Here is a 23,652-nt window from a genome sequence, read left to right as displayed (position 1 = left end):
CCTTGACGATGTAGTCGGCGGCCTTGGGGGCCATATCTTCGGCAGGCATGTGATGTCTCCGTTCATGTCTCGTGTCTGGCCGGAGATCCCGAGCGGACCCCCGGAAATAGATGTCACTCCGCGGCGATCCTGTGGCCGAACGTTGCGGCGAGATCGCGGGCGAGATCCGTCCGCTCCCAGCCGAAGCCGCCGTCCTCGTCGACCGGGCGGCCGAAATGGCCGTAGGCCGCGGTGCGCGCATAGATCGGACGCAGCAGGCCCAGCTGCTCGCGGATGCCGCGGGGCGTGAGGCGCACCATCTCGCGCAGCGTCTCGCCTAGCTTGACCTCGTCGACCCGCGCCGTTCCGAATGTCTCCACGTACACGGCAACGGGGTCCGGCACGCCGATCGCGTAGGCAAGCTGGATCTGGCATCTGTCCGCCAGTTCCGCCGCCACGACGTTCTTGGCGAGATAGCGGGCGGCATAGGCGGCCGAGCGGTCCACCTTGGTCGGGTCCTTGCCGGAGAAGGCGCCGCCCCCGTGCGGCGCCGCGCCCCCGTAGGTGTCGACGATGATCTTGCGCCCGGTGAGGCCCGCATCGCCCTCGGGACCCCCGAGCACGAACCGCCCCGTCGGGTTCACGAACAGGCGGTCGTCGCTGACGGTCCAGCCCTCGAGCGAGGCCTTCGACAGATACGGCTTCACCAGCTCGCGTACCTCCTCGCGGCTGACGCCCTCGGCGTGCTGCGTCGAGACGACGATGGCGTCGATGCCGACCGGCCGTCCGTCCTGGTACTTCAACGTCACCTGGCTCTTGGCGTCGGGGCCGAATTCCGGTCGCGTGCCCGATTTGCGGTCCTCCGCCATGAGCCGCAGGATGCGATGGGCGAACTGGATCGGGGCCGGCATCAGCTCCTCGGTCTCGCGGCAGGCATAGCCGAACATGATGCCCTGATCGCCGGCGCCTTCCTCGCCTTTGTCGCCCTCGTCGACACCCATGGCGATGTCGCTCGACTGCGCGTGCAGGCGGTTGATGACCTCGACACTGGAGTGATCGAAGCCGGGCTGCTCGTAGCCGATGTCGCGGATCGCGGCGCGGACATGGTCCTCGACCGCATTGCGCACGGCTTCGGGCCCGCGCACCTCGCCGGCGATGGTCACGTGGTTCGTGGTGGCGAGCGTCTCGACGGCCACGCGAGCGTCGGGGGCCTCGCTCAGATAGGCGTCGAGGATCGTGTCCGAGATCCGGTCGCACACCTTGTCCGGATGGCCTTCGGAGACGGATTCGCTGGTGAAGAGCCAGGTCTTGGGCATATCGATACTCCCTGTTCCTGTTGGATCGGTCGGGGCGCCGACCCGCACTCAGCAGGTCTTCGGGCGCTGTTATGGTGATGTTTCGTCTGGATCACGGTCCGGCGCGCTGGTCCCCGCCGGACCCGGCGATCACTCCGGCTTCCGGAAGACGTGGATGCCCCAGGAAAGGTTGCCGGCATCCGCGGCACGGACCCAGTTCTCGAGGCCGACGGCCATCTTGTCGAGATAGGCGGTCGAGGCGCCGCTGTCCTTGAGGGTGTCGTAATTGCCGAGCAGCTCGTCCCGGACGCGGTCGTAATGCGTGCGCAGCTGAGTGGTCATCTCGTCCCAGGCGACAAGCTTGAAGCCGATCTCTTGCGCCGCCCTCTGGTAGAAGCCGGGCGAGCCAAGCGAATTGAGCTGGAGGCGGTCGTAGACCGGCTGCAACTGCCCGGGATCGGCGTCGTCTGACTGCATCGGATCGGTGAAGACGAAATGGCCGCCCGGTTTCAGCACGCGCCAGACCTCGCGCAGCACCGTCTCGCGCTGGTCGGAGTGCAGGATGGCGTCCTGGCTCCAGACGACATCGAAGCTCGACGCGGGTTCGGGGATGTCCTCGAAGACGCCGTGGATGACGTCGATCCGGTCAGAGAAGCCCTGCTGGCGGTTGCGCAGACGGTTGGTGTCGTTCTGGATCTCGGAGATGTTGAGGCAGGTGGCGGTCCCGCCGTTCTCCTTGACGACCTTGCGCATCGCCCCGCCATAGCCCGCGCCGATATCGAGTATGCGGGTGTCGGCTGTGATCGTCGGCAAGACCTCGACCATCCGGTCGATGGTGACGTCCGAGGCAGTGCGGATATCGCGGGTGGAATTGTAGCAACCGATATGCAGATCCTGACCGCCCCAGACGAGGGAGTAGAACGTGTCGGCATCGTCGCTGTCGTAGTAATCCTCCGCGACGTCGCGCACATCGGCCTCCCCCGCCTCGCGCTGACCGCCGCCCCAGCGAACCATGTGCATGGTCGATTTTTCGCAGACATGGATGAAGAAATCGGGCTCGTCCTCGGCGTAGGTTTCCTGGAAGTCGCCATAGGTGCGCACCCGCGCAAACCCCGCCTCGCTCAGCAGCCGCCGCATGTAGCTCTTGCGGATCGGGCACATGTTGAGGGTGTATTCCTCGCCGTCCGGGAAGGAATAGCGCATCCGGCAGAGGCCCTCGTCGACATGATCGGGCACCGCCGAGATGCGGTCGCCGCAATAGTAGTAGCGGTGCTTCGACGAGAAGCCGTGGTCGATCATTGCGTCGTAATTGCGCTGGTCGAGGATCAGGATGCCGTCGTGCTTGAGCGCGGCGTAGAACTCGGCCAGCGCGCGGCGGCGGTCCTGCTCTTCGTGCAGGTGCGTGAAGGAATTGCCGAGGCAGATGATCGCGTCGTACTTGCCTTGGATGTCCCGATTGAGCCAGCGCCAGTCGGCCTGCACGGTTTTGAGGATATGCCCGCGCTCCTGTCCGTTCTGGAACGCCTTGGCGAGCATAGCAGCGGAGCCGTCGGCGGTGGTGACGTTGAAGCCCGCCTCGATCAGCCGTACCGAGTGGAAGCCGGTGCCGGCGGCGACGTCGAGCACCGTCTCCTTGCCGCGGGCACGCAGGATATCGATGAAGAATTGGCCCTCGGCCTCGGCACGGCCGCGCCAGTCGATCAACTCGTCCCATTTCTCGACGAAGGCCATGACGTATTCGCCGCGGTAGAGATCCGTGTCGCGGTCCTCGAGAGGGTCCTGGCCGTAGGTCTGCGCGTCGAGATCGAGTTCGAAGTTGGTGTTGCGGGCAGCGTCGGTCACTCTGTGTCTCCCTGTGCTGCGGCAAGTGGCGGCCGCGTGAGTGCTGCTCCGGCCTCGCAAGCGAAACCGGCGGACATAATTCGGGCTCCCGGCGCCGCGGGTGGCACCGTGGTAGCGCAGATTGTTTCGTTTCAGCCGCCGCGTCAGCTTGCAGCGCCCATCAAGGGGGCGCCGTCGAAGCGACAGCGTGTCGGTCTTGATCGGATCGTCTTATCGCGATGATCCGGTGTCGGCGACTGGAGTACCGCTGTGGCGGGTCCGACTGCCGGAAGAATTACCAATCACTCGCAATTTTACAACTGAAAGATGCCAAACTCGAAAATATGTACGTCTAGTCATTGATATGACACAGAACTTTATTCCTCGGTGCGTTTGCGGCATTCAGCGCCGGACTGACCTGGAATGCGCCTTCGCCGTAGCGATTTAACGCTCGGCGAAGCCACGGTATTGATCTGGTAAGATCGCCCCAAAAGGTGGAAGCGCTGCAGGACGAGCCCTCCGGCCGTTCGGAATGGAGGGCATCTCGACGCCAGCGGCGGCTCAGAACTGCCCCGTCCCGCGGCGTTGGAATGCCCGCAGACATGTCCCGCGTAATTTGCGCGAGGCCCCTTGCGCCTGCTGCGACGCGAGTCTAAGAGCGCCGTCGTCGGGTGATTAGCTCAGTGGTAGAGCGCTTCGTTCACATCGAAGATGTCAGAGGTTCAAATCCTCTATCACCCACCATGTTCCCCCACGACGTTCATCTAAGTCTGCGGCGCTCCAAACGACCCGCAGCAATGATAATAGCCGGCGACTGGCAGCCGTTTCCGGCGCTTGGGCCGGGGTATTGATGGAGATGGACCGGTGATGACCCTGCTGCCTGGGCTGGCGATCTGAGTCAGCGGGGGTCAGCGCTTCAGGGGATGATGCAGGTTCTTCCGCCGGCGCGCAGTGACGGTCTTGGGCATTCGGTCGGAGGCGGGAATATGAAACCGCTCCGGGCCGGATGCGGAACGGCTTTCGCGCTCCTAGTCGGCGCCGGCCTGTCGTCTGTCATGGCGGTACTGGTGTCTTTGGAGCCGGTTGCGATCGTGATCCGCTTGGCGCAGCGTTGCATCGGCGGATACGCCGGTGATGGTCTCGGTGCCGCCTTCATCGTTTTCGAGACCGTCGAGCCTCACGCGCAGCCTTGCTCATCGAGGGGAGCCGTGCCGAGAGCGGCTTGCTCTCGACGGATCATGGCGAGAAACTCCGACCATTTCGACGCTGTGCGTGCCTCGTGGCCGGGCGCGCGTTCCTGATCGAAGGGGAGGCGCGCGAGGGTCCGGATTGCGGCGGCCCAGGCCTCGGGGGTCGGCGACGGTACAGGCAGGACGCCCTCGAAGGCCTGATCGGCGAGCCCGTCGACATGGGCGGCGATGACCGTGCGGCCAGCCGCTCGGGCCTCGAGCGCTCCGAGACCGAAGGGCTCCCAGCGTGACGGCATGGCGACCGCGTCGACGCCCGCCAGCGCGGCGGCGCGGTTCGCCCCGAACGGGCGAATTTCGATCCGGGGATCCCCTTTGGCAAATGTTTCAAGCGTCTCGCGCTCCGGACCGTCTCCGATCAGGCGCAGTCGGAGAGAGGGATCCTCGACCCGGCGAAAGGCACGTACAAGGAGGTCGAAGCCAGTCTGCGTCTGGAACGGCCCAATGGCCCCGAAGACCCTTGCCGGCCCCCCAGGCGCGGGCACGGCGCGGAAGGAGGCAAGATCGACGCTGGGCGGGATCACCGTCAATTCGCCCTTCGACACCACTCCCAGACGAAGGAACCAGGCGGCCTGCGAGGGGCTCACCGCAACGACACGGTCGAACATCGAATATGCCGAGGCGAGCAGGGTCTTGAAGCGCCGCTTGCCCGCCACATTCGCCTCGGCGAACCCTTCGCAATATTCATGCTCAACATGGACCATCGGGGTTCCGGTGTGTCGGGCTCGCAGCGACATCAACCCGGGCATTCCGCGCCAGCTGATCGGTAGGTGAGACACGATCACGTCCGCCTCGATGGAGAGACCACCCGCGCGGTTCTTCAGGACCGGAACGACCATGTGGCGGCCGAAGCCCATCTCGGAACTTCCGGTGAGAAAATCGAGGTAACGGCCGAGGCTTTCCGGAGGGGTGTCGTCGACGAGATGGACGATACGGGTCATGCAGCAACGCCTCCGACGGGTTCGGTGCCGAACGTGGCAATCGCATCGGCACCATCAAGGGCGAACAGCGATTTCCTCGGTTCTTTGGCGAAGGGGGGGCACGATGGAGCCAAGGACGTTCTTCGTCTCTCTGGTGCCGAAGCGTCGAGGCCATAGGTCATCTGCGGACCGGCGATGGAAGCGAGGTGATCAAGGAGCATCATGGGGCGGGGGCTCGAAAAGTCGGTGCGTTGTACCACCGGTAACTTGCGTGCTTCGCGTCGTATGGCCCGCCATTGGAGAGGGAGAGAGGACAGGGGGAGTGTGATCTATCCGCCCGGATAGGGTTGCTTTTCGGTCTAAGTCTCTGCCAGCGGTGCCGAATCCGGAAAAGCCTGGAGGATTGGAAGGCTCGCGACCTTCGCAGGCACGCGCAGCTCGGAACGGCTGACCCGCGGCATGGCGGACGAAGATGCTACCCGCGAGCCGGTCGCGAAGCGCCAGAGCAGGCTGCCGCGTGATCGATCCGCACAACCGAACCGAAGCGACGATCCGGATCCAGAAGGCGCAACATTCTGCGGGCGCCCGGAGCCGCTCCGTTAGACCGCCAGGAGGCGGTCGAAGTCGGTCAGCCGGGCGCCCTCACCGAGGTCAGGGGATGATCCGGGTGTACTTCGTGCCCTCGATCGTCGCGCCGGCCCGAAGTCCGGATTGCGCGAAGATCACCGCGATCACCGGCGAGGTCGAGGTCAGCGTCTCGGCCGCGAGGGTCTCGCCGCCTTCGGGGATCGCGTATTCGACATTGGCGCCGGCGGTCCATCCCGGAGAGCGGCGGAAGGTCATGAGCGCGTCCTCGGTCATGAAGAAGAGGACATGCGCGTATTGCTGCGCGCCGATCTGAAGCCCGGCCGAAGCGCGCGTCGTCGAATAATAGTCGACCGTCGCTCCGTTCACCTGCAGCGCGCCACGTCCGTAGGCGCCGCCGAGGCCGAGCCCCGCTTCGGTCACCAGAGGCATCACGAGAATGCCCGCAGACTTGTCGCGCAATTGCTGTGTGCCGGGATACTGGCTGTAGAGGGCGCGGAGCGTTGCGTCGACCCGCGCGTCGATGCGCGCCGGACCCTGGCTTCCCACGCTGTTGTTGCATGCGGCGAGGAATGCGGCCGACCCACCCGCGAGAAGGATCCCGCGCCGAGAGAAATCTGTCATTGAACTGCTCTTTTTCTGCCTGAACTGCGTGGTCCGGCTATTTCCCTGCCGGTTGCTCCGAAAGCTACCCCAAGACCGGCGGAAAGTCACCAATGATGGGCCGGAATGGGCGTATACCCGCTACCCGTTGAGGAGACGCGCAGCGGCCGGCGCAAAATACGTGAGCACGCCATCGCACCCTGCGCGCTTGAACGCCATCAGGCTTTCCATCATCACCCGGTCGCCGTCCAGCCAACCGTTCCGCGCGGCGCCCGCCAGCATCGCGTATTCGCCCGACACCTGGTAGGCGTAGGTCGGCGCCCCGAAGGCGTCCTTCACGCGCCGGCAGATGTCGAGATATGGCATACCAGGCTTGACCATGACCATGTCCGCACCTTCCTGAAGGTCGCGCGCCACGAGCCGCAGAGCCTCGTCGGAATTGGCCGGGTTCATCTGGTAGGTGGTCTTGTCGCCCTTGAGCGCGCCCGAGGCGCCGACCGCGTCGCGGAAGGGCCCGTAGAAGGCGGAGGCGTATTTCGCCGAATAGCTCAGGAGCGAGACGTTTCTGTGCCCCTCGGCCTCGAGCGCCGCGCGGATCGCGCCGATGCGACCATCCATCATGTCCGAAGGACCGATGATGTCGGCGCCGGCAGCGGCCTGGCTGAGGGCCTGCTTGACCAGCGCCTCGACGGTCTCGTCGTTGACCACGTAGCCGTCGCTCTCGCGCACGAAGCCGTCCTGGCCGTCGATATTGTAGGGATCGAGCGCGACGTCGGTCATCACCGCAAGCTCAGGGACAGCCTCCTTGATCGCGCGGGTGGCGCGGTTCGAGAGGTTCTCCGGGTTCCACGCCTCGGCGCAATCCTTCGTCTTGAGCGAGGGGGCGGTGTAGGGAAAGAGGCAGATCGCCGGAATACCGAGGCTCGCCGCCTCGCGCGCGGCCTCCACGACCTTGTCCACGGACCGCCGGTGGACACCCGGCATCGAGGGGATCTCCTCGAGCACATTCTCGCCGTCGCGCACGAAAACCGGCCAGATGAAATCCGCGGGGGAGAGCATGTTCTCCTGGGTCAGCGCGCGAAGCGCGGCGCTGGCGCGGGTGCGGCGATGCCGGGTGGCGGGGAAGGGGGCCTGGACGGGCTGCATCGGGATACCTCGGACCGTGTGTTCTGCGGCCCGAGATGCCCGAAGGGGGGGCAGCAAGTCCAGCCCCAGAACTCAGGCGCTCATCAGACGAGGGAGCCCGAGCGTAGCGAGAGCGCTTCCGGTGCGCCGCGATCGGCCAGAAAATCGGGCCGCGCGCCGCTGGCCGCGAAGGGCTCGACCATCGCGTTGGACACCGCGTTGAAGACAAAGAACGCGTTCGACCGCGGATCGGGCGTGATGTTCCCGTTCGATCCGTGAATCGTGTTGCAGTCGAAGAGCACCAGTGTGCCCGCCGGGCCCTCGGCATCGGTGATCCCGTGCATCGCGGCGAGATCGGCGAGGCTCTTCTGCGAGGGCGTGCCGACCTCCTGCTTCTGCAGCGAGCTTTCGTGGTTGGCGTCGGGCGTCTCGCCTTGGCAGGAAACAAAGACGTTCTGCGAGCCCGGCATCAGCATCAGCGCACCGTTATGAGCCCGGTTGTCGGTCAGCAGGAGCGAGGCGGAAATGGCCCGCATCCGGGGCATGCCGTCCTCCGCGTGCCAGGTCTCGAAGTCCGAATGCCAGTAGAATTCCTTGCCGGTGAAGCCCGGCTTGTAGTTGAGACGCGACTGGTGGAGGTAGACGTCGTCATCGAGAAGGTGAGACACGGTGCCCGCGACCCGCTGGTCCCGCGCCAGCGCATCCATCATCTCGTCCTGTTCGTCCAGCCGGAAGATCGTGCGCACCTCGTCCGATCCGGGTTCCATGACGACGTCCTCGCCGGCCAGATCCCTACCGCTCGCACGCAGCTGCGCGGCGCGCTCGACGAGACCAGACACTTCCTCGGGCGAAAAGAGATCCCTCAGCACCAGGAAGCCATCGCGCTCGAAGTCCTCGATCGCCTCGCGGCCGATCGGCGCGCCGGAATGGTCCTCGGACCAGACCACGGGGTCGACGCGGTCGAGCCAGGTCTCGCGGTCCGGATGGCGGGTGGGATACAGGTCCTCGACCGTGCCCTGAGTGTCCCGGCGGGCCGCAAACTCGAGAGGCATGTCGTCTCCTTCCTTGTCATTGAGCGTGTGGTCGGCCAATTCTCCGCCGACACGGGTCGTTCCTGCACTTGCGCTACCGCAACCGGGGGAACTCAAACGCTTTTCGGGTGAGAACGAGGGGGCGGCGCTTGGACGTTTACGCTAAGGTCTTCGAAGTGATCGACATGCGCTCTTTCTCGAACCTGTGGTTCTGGATCGCGCTCGCGGTCATGTGGTCGACAGCCAGTCACTGGATCCTCGGCGTTCCCTACGACATGGTCAGCCGCGCCGGGCGCCTCGGAGGCGCGGCGCAGAAAGATTTCGAGGATCTCGCCCGGATCAACGTGACGCGCATCCTGCAGATCGCCGAGGAGGCTGGGCTCCTCCTTGCCGCCGGAGGGTCGTTCCTGCTCACGATGCTCGGGGTGCTCGGTTTCGGGTTCGGCGTCGAGATCGCGCAGGCGGTTTTCCTGCTTGGCCTGCCCATGGCGCTGATCGGTCTTCTCTCGGTGCGAACCGCAAGGCGGATCCGTGCAAGAGGGATCGCCGGGCCGGAGCTGCGCGGGACGTTCACCCGCCACCGGATGGTCATCCAGGGCATCGGCATGGTGTCGGTGCTCGTCACGACGCTGTGGGGGATGTACATGAACTTCGTCCTCGGTCCGTTCGGCAGTTGACGATGACCCACCTCTGGCCCATTTGACGCGGGCCATGGCTGCCGATAAACTCCCCAAAACCCACGTGACCAAGGGCGGTGCGCCCGAAGGTTACGACGCGACGCTGGTCCTCGCAGAGGCGCAGAACGGCCCTGTCATCCACGTCGCGCGCGACGACAAGCGGCTCGCGCAGATGCGCGATGCGCTGCGGTTCTTCGCGCCCGGGATGCCGGTCTTCGTCTTCCCGGGCTGGGACTGCCTGCCCTACGATCGCGTCTCGCCGAATCCCGACATCGCGGCTGCGCGCATGGCGACGCTTGCCGCGCTGACCCACGGGATGCCCGATAAATTCATCCTGCTCACGACGCTCAACGCCGCAACCCAGCGCATCCCGCCGCGGGAGGTGCTGCGCGAGGCGGCGTTCGTCGCCGATGTCGGCCGCCGGATCGACGAGCACGCTCTGCGCAACTTCCTGGCGCGGATGGGCTTCAGCCAGGCCCCGACGGTCATGGAGCCGGGCGATTACGCAATCCGCGGCGGCATCATCGACGTCTATCCGCCGGGCGACGGCGGTCCGGTGCGGCTCGACCTCTTCGGTGACACGCTCGACGGCGCGCGGCGCTTCGATCCGGCCTCGCAGCGCACGACCGACAAGCTCGACCGCGTAGAGCTGGCGCCGGTGTCGGAGGTGATCCTCGACGAGGAGGCGATCCGTCGCTTCCGCCAGAACTACCGGATCGAGTTCGGCGCCGCGGGCTCGGACGATCCGCTCTACGAGGCGGTCAGCGCGGGCCGCAAACATCAGGGCATGGAGCACTGGCTGCCCTTCTTCCACGAGAAGCTGGAGACGCTCTTCGACTACGCGCCCTCGGCGACGGTGACCTGCGACGACCAGACGAAGCCGCAGCACATTGCCCGATGGGACACGATCGTCGACCAGTACGAAACCCGCCTTGCCGCGTCGAAGGACCGCAAGGTCGACACGGTCTACAAGCCGACGCCCCCGGGCCAGCTCTATCTCGACGAGGCGGCCTGGGACGAGACCATGAAAGGCCGCCGCGTCGTGCGGTTCCATCCGCTCGCGCAGGCGTCCGGACCGGGCGTGGTCGATGCCGAGGGCCGCATCGGGAAGGATTTCAGTCTCGAGCGCCAGCAGGAAAACGTGAACCTTTTCAGCGCTCTCGTTGATCACATTCGGGCAAAGCTTCAAGCGGGTCCCGTGGTCGTCGCTTCTTATTCCGAGGGCGCACGTGAGCGTCTTGAGGGCCTCATCGAGGATGAGGGGCTCTCCGAGGCGATCCCGATCTCCGACGGCACGCGGATCGGCAAGCGCGGGTTGCACCTAGCGGTCTGGGCCCTCGAGCACGGCTTCGAGGGACGTTGCGGCAAGGAGCGGCTGACAGTCATCTCCGAACAGGACGTGCTCGGCGACCGGCTCATCCGTCAGCCAAAAAAGAGAAAGAAAGCCGAGAACTTCCTGACCGAAGTTCAGGCGCTGAGCCCCAACGATCTGGTGGTTCACGTCGATCACGGCATAGGCCGGTTCAGGGGGCTGGAGGTCATTCAGGCAGCCGGTGCCGCACACGAGTGTCTTCTGCTCGAATACGCAGAAGAGTCGCGGCTCTACATGCCGGTCGAGAATATCGAACTCTTGTCGAAATACGGTCACGAGGAAGGTCTTCTCGACAAGCTCGGCGGCGGCGCGTGGCAGGCCAAGAAGGCGCGGATGAAGGAGCGCATCCGCGAGATGGCCGACAAGCTCATCCGCGTCGCGGCCGAGCGGGCGCTGCGCAAGGCGCCGGTGATGGAGCCGCCGCACCATGCGTGGGAGGCGTTCTCGGCACGGTTTCCCTACGAGGAGACCGACGATCAGCTCCGCGCCATCGAGGACGTGATGGCCGACCTGCAATCGGGCCACCCGATGGACCGTCTCATCTGCGGTGACGTCGGCTTCGGCAAGACCGAGGTGGCGATGCGCGCCGCCTTCGTGGCCGCCATGTCCGGCATGCAGGTCGCGGCGATCTCGCCGACGACGCTCCTGGCCCGGCAGCACCTTAAGAGTTTTCAGGACCGGTTCCGCGGCTTCCCGCTCGAGGTGCGGGGTCTGTCGCGCTTCATCGGCGCGAAGGAGGCGCAGCGCACTCGCGAGGAGATCTCGAAGGGGACAGCCGACATCGTCGTCGGCACCCATGCGCTGCTGTCGAAAAACGTGCGCTTCGAGCGGCTGGGCCTCCTGATCGTCGACGAGGAGCAGCATTTCGGCGTGACCCACAAGGAGCGGCTGAAGGCGCTGCGCTCGGACGTGCACGTCCTGACGCTGACGGCGACGCCGATCCCGCGCACGCTGCAGATGTCGCTGACGGGGGTCCGGGACCTGTCGATTATCGGCACGCCGCCCGTCGACCGCCTGTCGATCCGCACCTACGTCTCGGAATTCGACCCCGTCACCATCCGCGAGGCGCTCCTGCGCGAGCATTACCGTGGCGGGCAGAGCTTCTATGTCTGCCCGCGGGTTGCCGACATCGCCGAGCTGGAAGAGTTCCTGAAGGAGCAGCTGCCGGAGCTCACTTACGTCGTCGCGCACGGCCAGCTTGCGGCGGGTGATCTCGACGACCGGATGAACGCCTTCTACGACGGCAAATACGACGTGCTTCTGGCGACGACGATCGTCGAGTCCGGCCTCGACATCCCGACGGCCAACACGATGGTCGTGCACCGTGCAGACATGTTCGGGCTCTCACAACTCTACCAGATCCGCGGCCGGGTCGGCCGGTCCAAAGCGCGGGCTTATGCCTATCTGACCACCAAGCCGCGGGCGAAGCTGACCGCAACCGCGGAAAAGCGACTGCGAGTGCTGGGCTCGCTCGACACGCTCGGGGCAGGCTTCACGCTTGCGAGTCAGGACCTGGACATCCGCGGCGCGGGCAACCTCCTCGGGGAGGAGCAATCGGGCCAGATGAACGAGATCGGCTACGAGCTTTACCAGTCGATGCTCGAGGAGGCGATCGCCAAGATCCGCTCCGGCGAGGCCGAGGGCATCCAGGACCTCGACGAGCAATGGTCGCCGAATATCAATCTCGGCGTGCCGGTGCTGATCCCCGAGGATTACGTGCCCGACCTCGACGTGCGGCTGGGGCTCTACCGGCGCCTGTCGGAGCTGTCGACGAAGGTGGAGCTCGAGGGTTTTGCGGCGGAACTCATCGACCGCTTCGGCAAGCTGCCGCGCGAGGTGAACACGCTGCTTCTCGTCGTGCGCATCAAGGCCATGTGCAAGCGCGCCGGGATCGCGAAGCTCGACGGCGGCCCCAAGGGGGCGACGATCCAGTTCCACAACGACAAGTTCGCCGCGCCCGAGGGTCTCGTCGAGTTCATCCGCGCGCAGGACGGGCTCGCCAAGGTCAAGGACAACAAGATCGTCATCCGCCGAGACTGGTCCCGGGACAAGGACAAGATCCAGGGCGCCTTCGCCATCGCCCGCGACCTCGCCGCGAAGGTGAAGGAGCACGAGAAGGCGAAGAAGGCCAAGGCGGAGGCCTGATCCGGCGGAGCGCGCTGGCGCGCGCGTTCGATATTTGGGGGCAGGCCCCCAAACCCCCGGCCGGGGGCGCTGCCCCCGGACCCCCGGAATATTTATGCCAAGAAGAAGGGCCGCTTCAGTCGATGACGAGTTCGTTGTACCCGGTCGCGGGATCTTGCGGGCGGGAGAAGCGCAGGTCCGTAAGAAGCGCGATCACGATCTCCGCCGTGGTGCGGATGGCGCAACCGGGCAGGAGGTGGCCGCCGGTCATGGTGCCGCGCGCATCCGCGACCGCGATGTGAAGATGCGCCCCGTCCGGGGAGAGCGTGCCCGAGAGCGAGACGATCTCGAGCGGTTCTGCGAGCATCAGGGCGTCGTTGCGGCCGGCAGGGCGGATCCTGGCGGCGGAGAGCGAGCCGATGGCGGCGGCCACGAAGCCCGCGGTCTCCGGCTCTGCCGAAAAGGCTTCCTCCACCGCTTCGCGCAGGTCCTCGCCAGGCAGGAGCCGCAGCGCGAGATGTCGGCTCTGCCCCGCCGGGGCCACGCCGCGGATCATGCCTCAGACACCGCGGCGCTGCGCTGGAGCATGCCATAGAGGTCGCGCGGATCGTCGGGATCGGCGAGAAGGTCGAGATCCTCGCTGAATGGCGTGCCTTGGATTGCCGCCTTCACGAACCGCAGTGCGGAGAAATCCTCGATCGCGAAGCCGACGCTGTCGAAGAGGGTGATCTCGGATGGCGTCTGCCGACCGCGGGCCTTTCCCGAAATTACCTCCCAAAGCTCGGTCACCGGGTGATCGGGTTCGAGCTGCTGGATCTCGCCCTCGATGCGGGTCTGCTCGGGATACTCGACGAAGATCGACGAGCGCTTCAGGATCGCCGGCGCGAGCTCGGTCTTGCCGGGGCAGTCGCCGCCGATTGCGTTGATGTGCACGCCCGAGCCGACCATGTTGTCCGACAGGATCGTTGCGTATTGCTTGTCGGCGGTGCATGTGGTCACGATATGCGCGCCTTCCACCGCCTCCTCGGGGCTGCCGCATCGGACGACGCAAAGGCCGCTGCCCGCGAGGTTCCGCACGCATTTCTCGGTCGCGACGGGGTCGATATCGTAGAGGCGCACGGTGTCGATGCCGACGATGGCCTGCATGGCGCGGCTCTGGAATTCCGCCTGCGCGCCGTTGCCGATCATCGCCATCACGTGGGCGCCGCGAGGCGCGAGATGCTTCGCCGCCAGCGCCGACATCGCGGCGGTGCGGAGAGCGGTCAGCAGCGTCATTTCGGTGAGCAGCACCGGATAGCCCGTCGCGACATCGGCGAGCAGGCCGAAGGCGGTGACGGTCTGTAGGCCGGATCGCGTGTTCCGTGGATGGCCGTTCACGTATTTGAAGCCGTAGAGAGCGCCGTCCGAAGTCGGCATCAGCTCGATCACGCCGCCGGGCGAATGGGACGCGACGCGGGGCGTCTTGTCGAAAAGCTCCCACCGGCGGAAGTCTTCCTCGATATGGTCCGCTAGGTCGCGCAAGACGGTCTCGATGCCGAGATGGTGCACGAGGCGCATCATGTTCTCGACCGACACGAAGGGGACGAGGGCCTTTGAAGAAGGTGTCATGGCGGCGCTCACAGGATGCGGGGTGTCGGGCGGTCGAAGACTCGGCGCCCGAAGGCCGAGGCGGCGAGATCCACCATCAGCTGCGCCGTGCGGCCGCGCTCGTCGAGCATCGGGTTGAGCTCCACGAGATCCATCGAGGTCACGAGACCAGAATCGTACAGGAGCTCCATCGCGAGATGCGCCTCGCGGACGGTCGCGCCTCCGGGCACGGTGGTGCCGACCGCCGGGGCGACGGCCGGGTCAAGGAAATCGACGTCGAGCGAGACATGCAGGTGCCCGCCCGCCGCCGCGACCGCGTCCAGAAACGCCGTCAGGGGCTGCGCGATTCCGTGCTCGTCGATGTAGCGCATGTCGTGGCGGCGGATCCGGCTCGCTTCGAGCGCGATGCGCTCGGGCCCATCGACCGAGCGCAGGCCGATGATCGCGACCTGCTCTTCGGGGATCGGGTGCGGTACGGACGGAAAGCCCGGGAAGCCCTTGCGGCCCGTCAGGTAGGCGAGCGGCGTGCCGTGGAGATTGCCGCTGTCGGTCGTCTTGCAGGTGTGGAAATCGGAATGGGCGTCGAGCCAGAGGACGAAGAGCGGCTTGCCTGAGCTTGCCGCATGGGCCGCCGCACCGTGCACCGTGCCGAGGGACAGCGCGTGGTCGCCGCCGAGGAAGATCGCCGTTCCCCGGGCAAGGGCGGCCTCGGCCGCACCTGACAGCGCCCGGGTCCAGCCGATGGTCTCGGGCAGGGCGTGGAGATGCGCGTCGGGCTCGGCCTCCGTGGCGGCCGGCGTCACGTTGCCGAGATCGATCACCTCATGGCCGAGATCGGCGAGCGCGCCGGGCAGACGGGCGGTCCGGTAGGCATCCGGGCCCATCAGGCAGCCTGCGCCGCGCTTGCCGCTGTCGACAGGAGCGCCGACGAGTAGGATGGTTCGGGTCATGGAGCTCGTCCCTCGTGTTGCGTCCTTGCGGCGGAGTATGAGGCGGACCGGTCGCCGGTCCAGTGGACATTCCGTGCGTTTCGGGGGAGATCTGCGCGGAACGAAGGTTTGAGGTTCCGGAATGGACGATATCGATTACCGGCTGATCGCCGCGCTCCGGCGCGACGCGCGAGCCTCGCTGTCCGAACTCGGCGGCACGCTCGGGCTCTCGCGAACGACCGTCCGGGCCCGGCTCGAGAAGCTCAGGCGGTCGGGTGACATCCTTGGCTTCACCCTGGTGCTCAAGGAAGATCTCGGGCGCGACGCCGTCAGGGCGCTGATGATGCTCGGGATCGAGGGGCGCGGTACGGACCGGATCCTGCGCCATCTCGCCGGCTATCCGGAGGTTCGCGAGCTGCATTCCACGAATGGACGCTGGGACGTGATCGTGGAGCTCGGGACCGCGGATCTCGAGGCGCTCGACGACGTGCTGGCAAGGGTCCGGCGGCTCGACGGGGTGGCGACCTCCGAGACCTCGCTGCTGCTTTCTACAAAGAAGAGCGCGCGAGGCCAGATCGGGGCGCAGGCCTGAGAGCTCAGGTGCGCCCGGCGCGCCAGGCCATGAGCCAGATCACCGCGAGCGCAATCGAGGCGATAGCGTTCCAGCTCGCCATCGACAGGCCCGCCATCTGCCAGGCGATCTCGTCGCAGCGCACAAGCGGGGCGGTCATGATCTGGTCCATCAGCTGATCTGTCGAAAGACCCTCGATGGCGCCCGACGAGCAGCTCGTCGGACCCTCCCACCAGCCGCGCTCCACCCCGGTGTGGTAGATCCCGACGCCGGCCGAGGCGAGCGCCGCGGCTGCGCCGAGAAGGGGCAGGATCCCGATCGAGAGCGCCAGCGCCAGAGCTCCGATCACCATGGCAGCGACATGCGGGTAGCGCTGCCAGTAGCAGAGCTTGCAGGGCGGCAGATCGCCCAGATACTGGAACGCCAGCGCCCCGAGCAGAAGGGCGGCCGAACCGGTCGCGGCGATGAGGATCAAAGGTTTGGAGGTCATTCTTCGCGTGTCCCGGTCGGCTGTCCTAGATGTAACGGATCAACACGAAGCCCCCGACGAGGGCCACGCAAAAGGCCGTGAAGACGAGCCCGAGGCGCCGCTCGATGAAGTCTCTGATGGGCGCGCCGAACGCGTAGAGAAGCCCGGCGACCACGAAGAAGCGCAGCGCGCGTGCGGCGATGGCGCTCAGGATAAAGGGAATGAGGGGGAAGGCCGACCAGCCCGACATGATGGTGATCACCTTGAAGGGGAACGGCGTGATGCCGGCGATGAGGACGGCCCAGATACCCCAGTCCTGGAAGCGGCCGTTGAAGGCGTCCATCTTGTCGCCCTTGCCGAGCGCCTCCAGGATCGGAGCGCCGATCTGATCGTAGGCGAAGAAGCCGATCGCGTAACCCAGGAGGGCTCCCGCCACCGAAGACGCAGTGGCGATGCCGGCGATGAGCCAGGCGCGGCGCGGGGCGGCGAGGATCATCGGGATCATCATGACGTCGGGCGGGATCGGAAACACCGAGCTTTCGATGAAGGACACGAAGGCGAGCAGCCAGAGCGCGTGCGGATGCTCAGCCGCAGCGAGCGTGGAGGCGTAGAGGCGCTTGAGCATGAAAGCAGATCCGGGGCCACAGGGGGTCCGTGCCGCTTGATCACGGCCCGGCAGGCGCCGTCAAGGCGCCTCGTCCCCGATTGCCTCTGGACGGACCGACGGGTGGGCGATAGGACACGGGCCGGGCCCAAGTGGCGGAATGGTAGACGCAGGGGATTCAAAATCCCCCGCCGCAAGGCGTGCCGGTTCGAGTCCGGCCTTGGGCACCAACGACTTAGCTGAGTACCGAACAGCTGTATTGGATTGACTCCCACCTACGACTCCCACCGTCACGTTCTGTTCCCGTTCTGGTCCCGGCGCATCTGAGCGGTGCGGCTCAATGCTCTGCGGCTGGCTTTCATCCGGTAGTATGCCACCATCTCGGCACTCTGACCGGTTACGGCTTGAATCTCTGCGTCCGTGGAGCCTGCCTCAGCCAGCTCGATGATCGCGGCCTTGCGTAATCCGTGCAGTGTAAATCGCTTTGCGCGATCTCCCAGCGTTTCTCGCCACTTGCGGAAGGCCTTTTCGACGGCGTCATACCCGAGAGGCTCACGCAGGTTTTTTGGTATCAGGTGTGACCCAGCGACTGACAAAGTCGCAATATACTCGCGTAGGAAAGTGGGGCAGTATACTTCGAGTTCTTGGTCACCTTTCTCATCGACCACTGTCATATACTCGCCATTAAATTGATCCCAGCGCATGCCCACTGCAGCCCCAGGTCGCTGCCCTGTTCCTCGAAGTACGTAGCCGACTGTCTTTACCGCCGAAGGTGCCGCGTCTAGGGCATTGATCATCCACTCGGGCCATGGGTCAAACGGCTTCTGTACGCCATATTTATCCAGCCCTGATGCAGGATTAGGACCCAGCGGCCAGTCCAACTTATTGACGGCATAGTTCCAAAGAAGAGAAACTATCTGAATGCGCCAGTCCGCCTTGCGACGCGTTTCTATCAATTCGGCATGGGCTTTCCGTAGGCCAGCTCTCGTGGTGTTCCTCATGTCCTTGTCAGCGTTCTTTGCAAGAAGTGCTTCCATTTCTCGCTGGTAGCTGCTCTTGGTTTTAGCAGCCAACTTCTTCTGGATAACGCCATCAGCACGCCAGAGCCGAATTACCTCGCCCCAGCGATATTTTGATCTTTGCTGTTGGTTCGTGTGTTGACCTGCACGGCAACTCCAGTAGAGCGAGTCCAAAAGTTGAGGATCGCCTTTCCAATCAAGGAAGACAGCGCGTTCCTTGCGTTTCCCACTCTCGTACCAGGTTACTCGGTAATAAGGAGACCAAGAAGATTTCGAACGATTGAGTTTCCAAGCAAGGTTCTTCTTCACTATTCGCGGCTTTTTGGGGTTCAAGACGTTATGCCTCAATGTCTTCTTGCAGAAGAAAGCCCGAAGTATCCGAGAGGACGGCCTCAAGTTCCGAGGTCTTCCAACGTTCCAGCCCTCCGATGCTGACCGGTCGAGGAAGTGCTCCAACGTTGACAAGATTACGAAAAGTTAACGGCTTCATGTCGAACATCGCTGCTGCAGTTTTCTCAGCAACAGCAATATGACCAATGCTAATTATCCGTACCGATCCGCGATTTCGCATACACCCGTTGTCTTTCATCTGGCTTGTTCACGAAAATTAGTGTGTCAGTCAAATAGCAAGCCTGTCTCAGAAGCATCAGTGCTTGGTGGCCGTACCCCCAAGGGCATCCGCGGGTTTCGATGCGCCGCCCTCCAGCACGTGCGTCACGACCTCGGGCACTTCGCACTCGTTTGCGATCAAGAGGTCGCGGACATCGGTCAAGTCCGCGAGCTCATCCGCCCAAATGTCTTCCGGAAAGGAGGCATGATTCATGTCCATCTGGACCGCGAGGTGCAGTGCCAGACTGGAGAGCAGGTCCAGCGCCGCACGCTGATCGAAGGTCGTATTTTTCATTGGGGGTCACCGTGTGTCTTCGCCGCTGCCAAGGCGCATGCGGTCAATGCCAAACGCAGCGCCTCTAAGGGCGCCCGATCTGGGACATCTGAAAGAGCACAGGGTGATACAGTGATTGGCGTTGCTCATAGCAGAGGTGATTCGCCGTGTGAATCCAGAAAGTTGGTGGCGGAGGAAATTTCTCGCGGTCGAAGTCGAAATCTCGGGCTACGCGGTCTTGGCCGTTCCGCGCGGACCTGAACGCCTCCTTCACGTAGACGAAGGTGTACACACTTTTTTGCTATAAAATGAGGCGGTGCCCGACGAACAGTGTCACGCGTCTCGGTACTCGAAATCAGTTTCTTCGGTATTTCATCATGCCCGGTTACAGGACGCTCGTCGCCCACTCCACGTAGGCCGCATCTGCGTCGTGTGGGGCAAGGCCGCGTCTAACCAGCCAGGCGCGGTTGAACTCCCAAGAGGGTCGACCGGTCAGCCAGGAGAGCACTTCATCCATACGGTAGTGGCGGCGATGACCTCCACCTCGTGGCGCGGGGCAAGAGGGAGGGGCGATGTCTCGAACTCGCCAGTTGGCGAGCACCTGCACCGACACGCCGAGCTGCTTCGAAAGCTGTCGCGTCGTTATTGGAGACCATACAGGTTGGTCAGAGTCGAGGGCGACTTCGAAAAGCCGGTCGGAGTCTGCGATCAATTTGTGTCGGAAGTTTTGCATGAGGGGGGCCACGAACGCTCTTTTCTCATAAACCAATTGGGGATCTAGGAGAGATTTGTCAATTCTGGTTGTTTCAATGCTTCAGTGCTTCACTGCTTTGGAAATCGAGAAGCGAAATTATTGATAGAGCGCTTAGTTATATGGCGCCGTTTTGCCACCCCAGCTTTCAGAAACGTGGTGAAGCACCGAAGCGATGAACCACCACGACTGCCGGCGGATTTCGCCGCCGGCAGTCGTAGAGCAGATTACAGACCAGGTTTAGAGGCCAGGTACTCGCGGACCTCGTCGGGAGTCGCAGTGAACCATTCGGAAGCAGAGCGACCCCAAAGTCGATAGGGGCGCCCCTTGTATCGAACTTGGACGCCAATTTGATCGTATCCATGCGTCCGGAGGACCCGACCGAGTTCATTGTAGCTTGTATTAGCCCGCGCATTCACTCGCTCACGGACTGCCCATCGAAGATCGGAAAGCTGAAAGAGCTCCGCATCGAACGGCGCTTCGGAGTTCCGGATCATCTCGCCGACTTCGACTTCCACGACCGGGCGCGATGCGTTGGCCACTTCCGCCTTGAGCGACGTCATCGGTGGACGTGCCTTGGCGGAGAAGCCCGAGATGTCCCGATGCAGCAGCCGATGAAGGAAACCCGCCGCTTGCTCTAAGCCCTCTCCAAACAGACGAGTGTAGTACGCTTGGTCTCGCGGGGTTTCCGGTGCACGGATGAACATGAACCGGCGGTCGTCTGCCTCGATCTTGATCGGCACTGCCCGGTTGGAGAACCCGAGCATCAGCCGGGGCGTCTGAGCCTCGTAGCGAGGCTGGTGCTTTTCCTCGACAGTCACCGAGGTTTCCGTGATCCACATCTTGAGCCGGTTGTAGGCCTCGGCACGGTCATCCAGACCGACTTCTTCCAGGAACAGGACCTGTTTGTCGCCCATGCGGGCATTGAAGGTGGACCCCAGTGTGTCGCTGTCGACCTTGGTCGTATTGTGCCGTCCAACCAACAGCTCGATCAGGTTCGTAAACCAGCTCTTCCCTGTGCCTTGACCACCGACAAAGAGAACGCAGTGGCAGAGTTTCTCACCTGGCTTCTGTACGATATGTGCCAGCACGTCCAAGACGTGGTCGCGCTCGACGGCTTCGGGAATGATATAGGCGAGATGCTCCTCGATGATGCTGGTGTCCCCGTGCGCCGCCACCAAGTCAGACTGGACCCAAGTGTTGAGGACCATGCCACGTTCAAGCGTGGCGACGAAGCGGTCGGGCACGCCGGGCAGGTAGGCCGTGGTCGTCACTTGCGTGAGCAGCTTGTTTGCCAACGCCGTTGACGTTGGCGTCTTGAAGTAACGTGCGAAATGATCGTTAAAGTTCTGTTTCGTGTACTCTCGCCCGGACGCAAGGTCCTTGAACATCTCGCGTTCGTTTACGTAAACCACGGATCCAAAAACGCCGGCGAGGTGAGGATTCGTGACACGACCAAAGTTGATCGGCGATCCTACGTGGGGATTTACGGACGCCGGGCAGGTCGCGCAGGTCGCGGCGCCGCTGATTTCTGCTATGTAGCTGCAGGTCATCGGACCCTCGATGTCTTCGAACAAGGCCGAAGCTTCGCGCCCGTCGTACCGAGGGTCGGCCGAAGACCACTCGTGGAAAATCTGCTCCCCGTCCTTGCAATGCTTGAGAAGTCCTGCAGTTGCGAGCATTCCGAGTATGTAAGATCTGCGCGATTTTCGTATGCCAAACGTAACCAGGCGCATGCCAAGCACATGGCCTTGGCATCCGCTTTGTCGGCATCATCGCCCGCCTGCTGCCCCCGCAGCTGTCCGCTGACGGTCAAGTCAGTCGACCGGCGGCGAGTGGCCCGCGTCGTCGCCACATTTTGAGAGGTGAAATCATCGAACCATTCGATGGAGTACCGGTTGTCATCGTCATGATTGACCAAGGTTACGGGCTTGGGTGGCACGGTCTTATGGTTCCAAGTGCCCTCCATACGAGTAACACGCGGCAGGTCCGAGACGTTGTCGAGCGACCATCCAACTGTGTTGAAATGCCCGGCGATCCGATGATAAAACCACTTTGCTTTTTCCTGAAATGCTGCACGTTCCCCGTTCGCCTCAAAGTAGTAGGGCTCTTCGAAGAGGTACCGCAGGTACAGTCCGTTCCCAGAGTTCAAGATTTGCGTGGGAAATGGAAGGCGATGCCGATCCAACAGATCGAGGACTTCTTCTTGGGTCTCAGGCAGGCGCGCGTTCGCCTTATGGATGCCCGATTGCGATTGCTTTAGATCAACGTCGAGAAAGACGCCGGGTGCGGCAATGAAGTCCGCTGCCGTTCCGCGGCCAATGTGCGGGGGTGCGCCTATAACGTTGAAGCTGAAGTAGGTGCTCTGCGTCCGCGAGAGCTGCGCCATAAAGGCGGCTGCCTCTTCATGCTTCTGAACTTCGAAGAAGCGAGCGACTTCAAACTTTCCATTTTTCAGAGTGCAAACAGAAAGATAACCACGCGTCACCTTTCCGTATAGGGGGGACAAATCTTTCATGCCAGTATTCCATTTGTGTAGCGCGGCACGGGGCGAGCCGCGCTACACAAATGGATGAGGGTCGATGGCTTGGTAACTTGGAGAACGCCGTACCCCCTCGGGCATAGATCGGTTTCAACTGTTTTCCGCGGGGGTGGAGTTTTGGAAGAGCGCTGGTGCAGTTCGCCGTGCCTCCAAGAAGCGTACACGAACTCTTATAGAAAATGCCTCGACGCTGGGGTTCGTCGATAAAGGTGTTTTCTGAGATTGTGGTGAACCTGTTATACATAAGTAGGAGCGTAAGTGAGTAAGAAATTGAGAATCTTTCAGGAAGCTGGAGAGGCTCTTCAGGAGGCTCAAATTCTTGAGGATGCAGTATCTACTGCAATTCTCACGCTTCTTATGATTGAATTGAGATTATCACGTAGTGGTGAACCCGTTGGGGTTGCCGATATGATCGATAGCACACGCGCCCGCGCCTTGAGTGTAGAAAGAAATGACGGGAGATCATGACGGGATGCACGGTCTGAAATCAATAGAATAACTCAGCTAGTTCAAAAGGGCACTTTGGGAAAGCTTAAGAAGGAGCTTGAAGGGCATTTCTTCATGGATGAAGTTGGTTCGGAGTTCTTTACAACTTTCGAGGTCGCGCTTGATGCTAGGAATTACCTATGCCACGGGTTCTTCAAAGACTTTCTGGCCCAACAAGCAGGTTTGTGCAGTGAGCAAGCTGCGCTTGATAAGCTCGAAGATATAAAATCTCAGATCCGAATTGCTACGAATTACAGTGGAAGTATCGTATCGAGCCTCCAGGAGAACTTCCCCCGCGTTTTCGATGAAGTTCATTTAAGCGTACATTGAGGAGCGAGCATTTAAACGTATATGTCTACACCGGGCATGCGTTCTCCGAAGCAATACGGGCCACAATTCGAGCACCTCGCGGAAGGTAATATGTCCTTCCGCAGGGTGCTCTTGGACATGTCCTAGGGCATTTCGGCCTGGTGGCCGCAGCAGCAGAGTATCCAGAGGTGTCTCACTAGGGCCAGATCGTCACTAATGTCAGCCCGAAGAGCGTGAGGGTGAAAGCGACACAAGATGCGACGATGAAGGCCTCGCATCGTCCAAGAAAGCTAATGGCCTTTTTCCTGATCCCTTCAGAAGGCGGGCCATCGACCATGACGCCCTCGTCAAAATCGTGTTCTTTGGAAAGCTCCAGCGCGGCGATTTGGCCAAGGTACTGGTAGTTTAGGAGCTGAGAGACTGCCGCAAATATGACCCCCAGACCACAAATGAATGCCCCTGCCTTCACAAACCATAGCGTAATCACATCGCGGTCCAGGTACCCCGATTGGATGAGGGCCAAAAGGGCGACCGTCGCGCCTCCATTGAGTGAGAAGAGCGTCGTTGATACTTGCTTTCTGGCCTCAAGGATACGACCCCGCGTTGTCGTCATCTCGTCGTAGTGCAATTGAATGAGGGGCGGTATTTGCTTATCGCTCATTTCGGCTCCAAATGAAAAAGACCCGGCATTTCTGCCAGGTCCCTTCTTGTCTCACCCGTTTG

General features: G+C 63.0%; 21 protein-coding genes, 2 tRNA genes and 1 pseudogene. 8 read left to right on the top strand and 16 right to left on the bottom strand.

The annotated features are described in order from the left end of the window. Window positions 1–113 precede the first annotated feature (113 nt). Window positions 114–1,295: a methionine adenosyltransferase gene (gene metK / locus OCH239_RS12630; RefSeq protein ID WP_037263165.1), complete on the bottom strand. Its 1,182-nt coding sequence runs from the start codon at window positions 1,293–1,295 to the stop codon at window positions 114–116. 129 nt (window positions 1,296–1,424) lie between these two features. Next, the gene (locus OCH239_RS12625; protein ID WP_037263163.1) at window positions 1,425–3,116 is read right to left on the bottom strand and encodes a glycine/sarcosine N-methyltransferase; all 1,692 of its coding nucleotides are present in this window, start codon (window positions 3,114–3,116) and stop codon (window positions 1,425–1,427) included. Window positions 3,117–3,764: 648 nt separating this feature from the next. Between OCH239_RS12625 and OCH239_RS12620 the strand changes: the two genes are divergently transcribed. Both OCH239_RS12620 and OCH239_RS23885 read left to right on the top strand, forming a co-directional pair. After that, window positions 3,765–3,839: transfer RNA gene (locus tag OCH239_RS12620), tRNA-Val, on the top strand. A gap of 179 nt (window positions 3,840–4,018) precedes the next feature. Beyond that, window positions 4,019–4,255: pseudogene (locus tag OCH239_RS23885) on the top strand (adenosylcobinamide-GDP ribazoletransferase); the annotation flags it as partial. A gap of 17 nt (window positions 4,256–4,272) precedes the next feature. Here the strand turns inward: OCH239_RS23885 and OCH239_RS12615 are convergent. The 4 genes from OCH239_RS12615 to OCH239_RS12595 form a co-directional block, all read right to left on the bottom strand. Next, window positions 4,273–5,283 carry a glycosyltransferase family 4 protein gene (locus tag OCH239_RS12615; RefSeq protein ID WP_051489456.1) on the bottom strand — a complete coding sequence of 337 codons (1,011 nt, stop codon included), beginning with the start codon at window positions 5,281–5,283 and terminating at the stop codon, window positions 4,273–4,275. A gap of 630 nt (window positions 5,284–5,913) precedes the next feature. Beyond that, the gene (locus tag OCH239_RS12605) at window positions 5,914–6,471 is read right to left on the bottom strand and encodes a lipid-binding SYLF domain-containing protein (RefSeq protein ID WP_037263159.1); all 558 of its coding nucleotides are present in this window, start codon (window positions 6,469–6,471) and stop codon (window positions 5,914–5,916) included. A 120-nt stretch (window positions 6,472–6,591) separates the two neighbouring features. Next, window positions 6,592–7,596 carry a porphobilinogen synthase gene (hemB, locus tag OCH239_RS12600; RefSeq protein WP_037263156.1) on the bottom strand — a complete coding sequence of 335 codons (1,005 nt, stop codon included), beginning with the start codon at window positions 7,594–7,596 and terminating at the stop codon, window positions 6,592–6,594. An 83-nt stretch (window positions 7,597–7,679) separates the two neighbouring features. Then, window positions 7,680–8,627, bottom strand: a complete 948-nt coding sequence (locus OCH239_RS12595) for a phytanoyl-CoA dioxygenase family protein (RefSeq protein ID WP_037263209.1) — start codon at window positions 8,625–8,627, stop codon at window positions 7,680–7,682. A 128-nt stretch (window positions 8,628–8,755) separates the two neighbouring features. Between OCH239_RS12595 and OCH239_RS12590 the strand changes: the two genes are divergently transcribed. Next, window positions 8,756–9,283, top strand: coding sequence for a hypothetical protein (locus OCH239_RS12590; RefSeq protein WP_037263153.1), 528 nt, complete (start codon window positions 8,756–8,758; stop codon window positions 9,281–9,283). A gap of 34 nt (window positions 9,284–9,317) precedes the next feature. Then, window positions 9,318–12,800 (top strand): transcription-repair coupling factor, encoded by a 3,483-nt coding sequence (gene mfd, locus OCH239_RS12585; RefSeq protein ID WP_037263150.1) that lies wholly within the window; start codon window positions 9,318–9,320, stop codon window positions 12,798–12,800. 115 nt (window positions 12,801–12,915) lie between these two features. On the opposite strand, the gene OCH239_RS12580 is transcribed toward mfd, so the two are convergent. Genes OCH239_RS12580 through rocF form a run of 3 tightly spaced genes read right to left on the bottom strand, consistent with a single transcriptional unit; the run spans window position 12,916 to window position 15,316 of the window. After that, window positions 12,916–13,335, bottom strand: coding sequence for a PPC domain-containing DNA-binding protein (locus OCH239_RS12580; RefSeq protein WP_051489455.1), 420 nt, complete (start codon window positions 13,333–13,335; stop codon window positions 12,916–12,918). Beyond that, window positions 13,332–14,387, bottom strand: a complete 1,056-nt coding sequence (locus OCH239_RS12575) for an ornithine cyclodeaminase (protein ID WP_037263147.1) — start codon at window positions 14,385–14,387, stop codon at window positions 13,332–13,334. Before OCH239_RS12575 ends, OCH239_RS12580 begins: the two co-directional genes overlap by 4 nt. 8 nt (window positions 14,388–14,395) lie before the next feature. Then, window positions 14,396–15,316 (bottom strand): arginase, encoded by a 921-nt coding sequence (gene rocF, locus OCH239_RS12570; RefSeq protein WP_037263145.1) that lies wholly within the window; start codon window positions 15,314–15,316, stop codon window positions 14,396–14,398. A 121-nt stretch (window positions 15,317–15,437) separates the two neighbouring features. Here rocF and OCH239_RS12565 point away from each other — a divergent pair, with 121 nt between their 5' ends. Then, a complete protein-coding gene (locus tag OCH239_RS12565) occupies window positions 15,438–15,887 on the top strand; it encodes an Lrp/AsnC family transcriptional regulator (RefSeq protein WP_037263142.1) in 450 nt (149 codons plus the stop codon). A 4-nt stretch (window positions 15,888–15,891) separates the two neighbouring features. Here OCH239_RS12565 and OCH239_RS12560 read toward each other — a convergent pair whose 3' ends face one another. Both OCH239_RS12560 and OCH239_RS12555 read right to left on the bottom strand, forming a co-directional pair. Further along, on the bottom strand, window positions 15,892–16,356 hold the full coding sequence (locus tag OCH239_RS12560; protein WP_037263129.1) for a disulfide bond formation protein B: 465 nt from the start codon (window positions 16,354–16,356) through the stop codon (window positions 15,892–15,894). Between the two features lie 25 nt (window positions 16,357–16,381). Further along, complete coding sequence (locus OCH239_RS12555; RefSeq protein ID WP_037263124.1) at window positions 16,382–16,960, bottom strand: YqaA family protein; 579 nt, start codon at window positions 16,958–16,960, stop codon at window positions 16,382–16,384. 125 nt (window positions 16,961–17,085) lie between these two features. Here OCH239_RS12555 and OCH239_RS12550 point away from each other — a divergent pair. Then, window positions 17,086–17,169 (top strand) — tRNA-Leu (locus OCH239_RS12550). A gap of 60 nt (window positions 17,170–17,229) precedes the next feature. Here OCH239_RS12550 and OCH239_RS22100 read toward each other — a convergent pair. The 4 genes from OCH239_RS22100 to OCH239_RS12525 form a co-directional block, all read right to left on the bottom strand. Further along, window positions 17,230–18,267, bottom strand: a complete 1,038-nt coding sequence (locus tag OCH239_RS22100; protein WP_157577865.1) for a tyrosine-type recombinase/integrase — start codon at window positions 18,265–18,267, stop codon at window positions 17,230–17,232. A 337-nt stretch (window positions 18,268–18,604) separates the two neighbouring features. Then, a complete protein-coding gene (locus tag OCH239_RS12535; protein WP_037263116.1) occupies window positions 18,605–18,862 on the bottom strand; it encodes a hypothetical protein in 258 nt (85 codons plus the stop codon). Window positions 18,863–19,819: 957 nt separating this feature from the next. Continuing rightward, window positions 19,820–21,169: a primase-helicase family protein gene (locus tag OCH239_RS12530; RefSeq protein WP_157577864.1), complete on the bottom strand. Its 1,350-nt coding sequence runs from the start codon at window positions 21,167–21,169 to the stop codon at window positions 19,820–19,822. Continuing rightward, entirely contained in the window at window positions 21,142–22,110 is a 969-nt protein-coding gene (locus OCH239_RS12525) for a hypothetical protein (protein WP_037263112.1), read from the bottom strand. Before OCH239_RS12525 ends, OCH239_RS12530 begins: the two co-directional genes overlap by 28 nt. A gap of 282 nt (window positions 22,111–22,392) precedes the next feature. Between OCH239_RS12525 and OCH239_RS22680 the strand changes: the two genes are divergently transcribed. Together OCH239_RS22680 and OCH239_RS22675 are read left to right on the top strand one after the other, a co-directional pair. Then, complete coding sequence (locus OCH239_RS22680) at window positions 22,393–22,602, top strand: hypothetical protein (RefSeq protein WP_157577863.1); 210 nt, start codon at window positions 22,393–22,395, stop codon at window positions 22,600–22,602. Window positions 22,603–22,656: 54 nt separating this feature from the next. After that, window positions 22,657–22,950, top strand: a complete 294-nt coding sequence (locus OCH239_RS22675; protein ID WP_157577862.1) for a hypothetical protein — start codon at window positions 22,657–22,659, stop codon at window positions 22,948–22,950. 175 nt (window positions 22,951–23,125) lie between these two features. Here OCH239_RS22675 and OCH239_RS12520 read toward each other — a convergent pair whose 3' ends face one another. Continuing rightward, entirely contained in the window at window positions 23,126–23,590 is a 465-nt protein-coding gene (locus tag OCH239_RS12520) for a hypothetical protein (protein ID WP_037263109.1), read from the bottom strand. Between the last annotated feature and the right edge of the window lie 62 nt (window positions 23,591–23,652).

Origin of the sequence: Roseivivax halodurans JCM 10272 (assembly GCF_000521785.1) — a bacterium.
GTDB classification, from domain to species: domain Bacteria; phylum Pseudomonadota; class Alphaproteobacteria; order Rhodobacterales; family Rhodobacteraceae; genus Roseivivax; species Roseivivax halodurans.
This window is presented reverse-complemented; position numbering and strand designations above follow the sequence as displayed.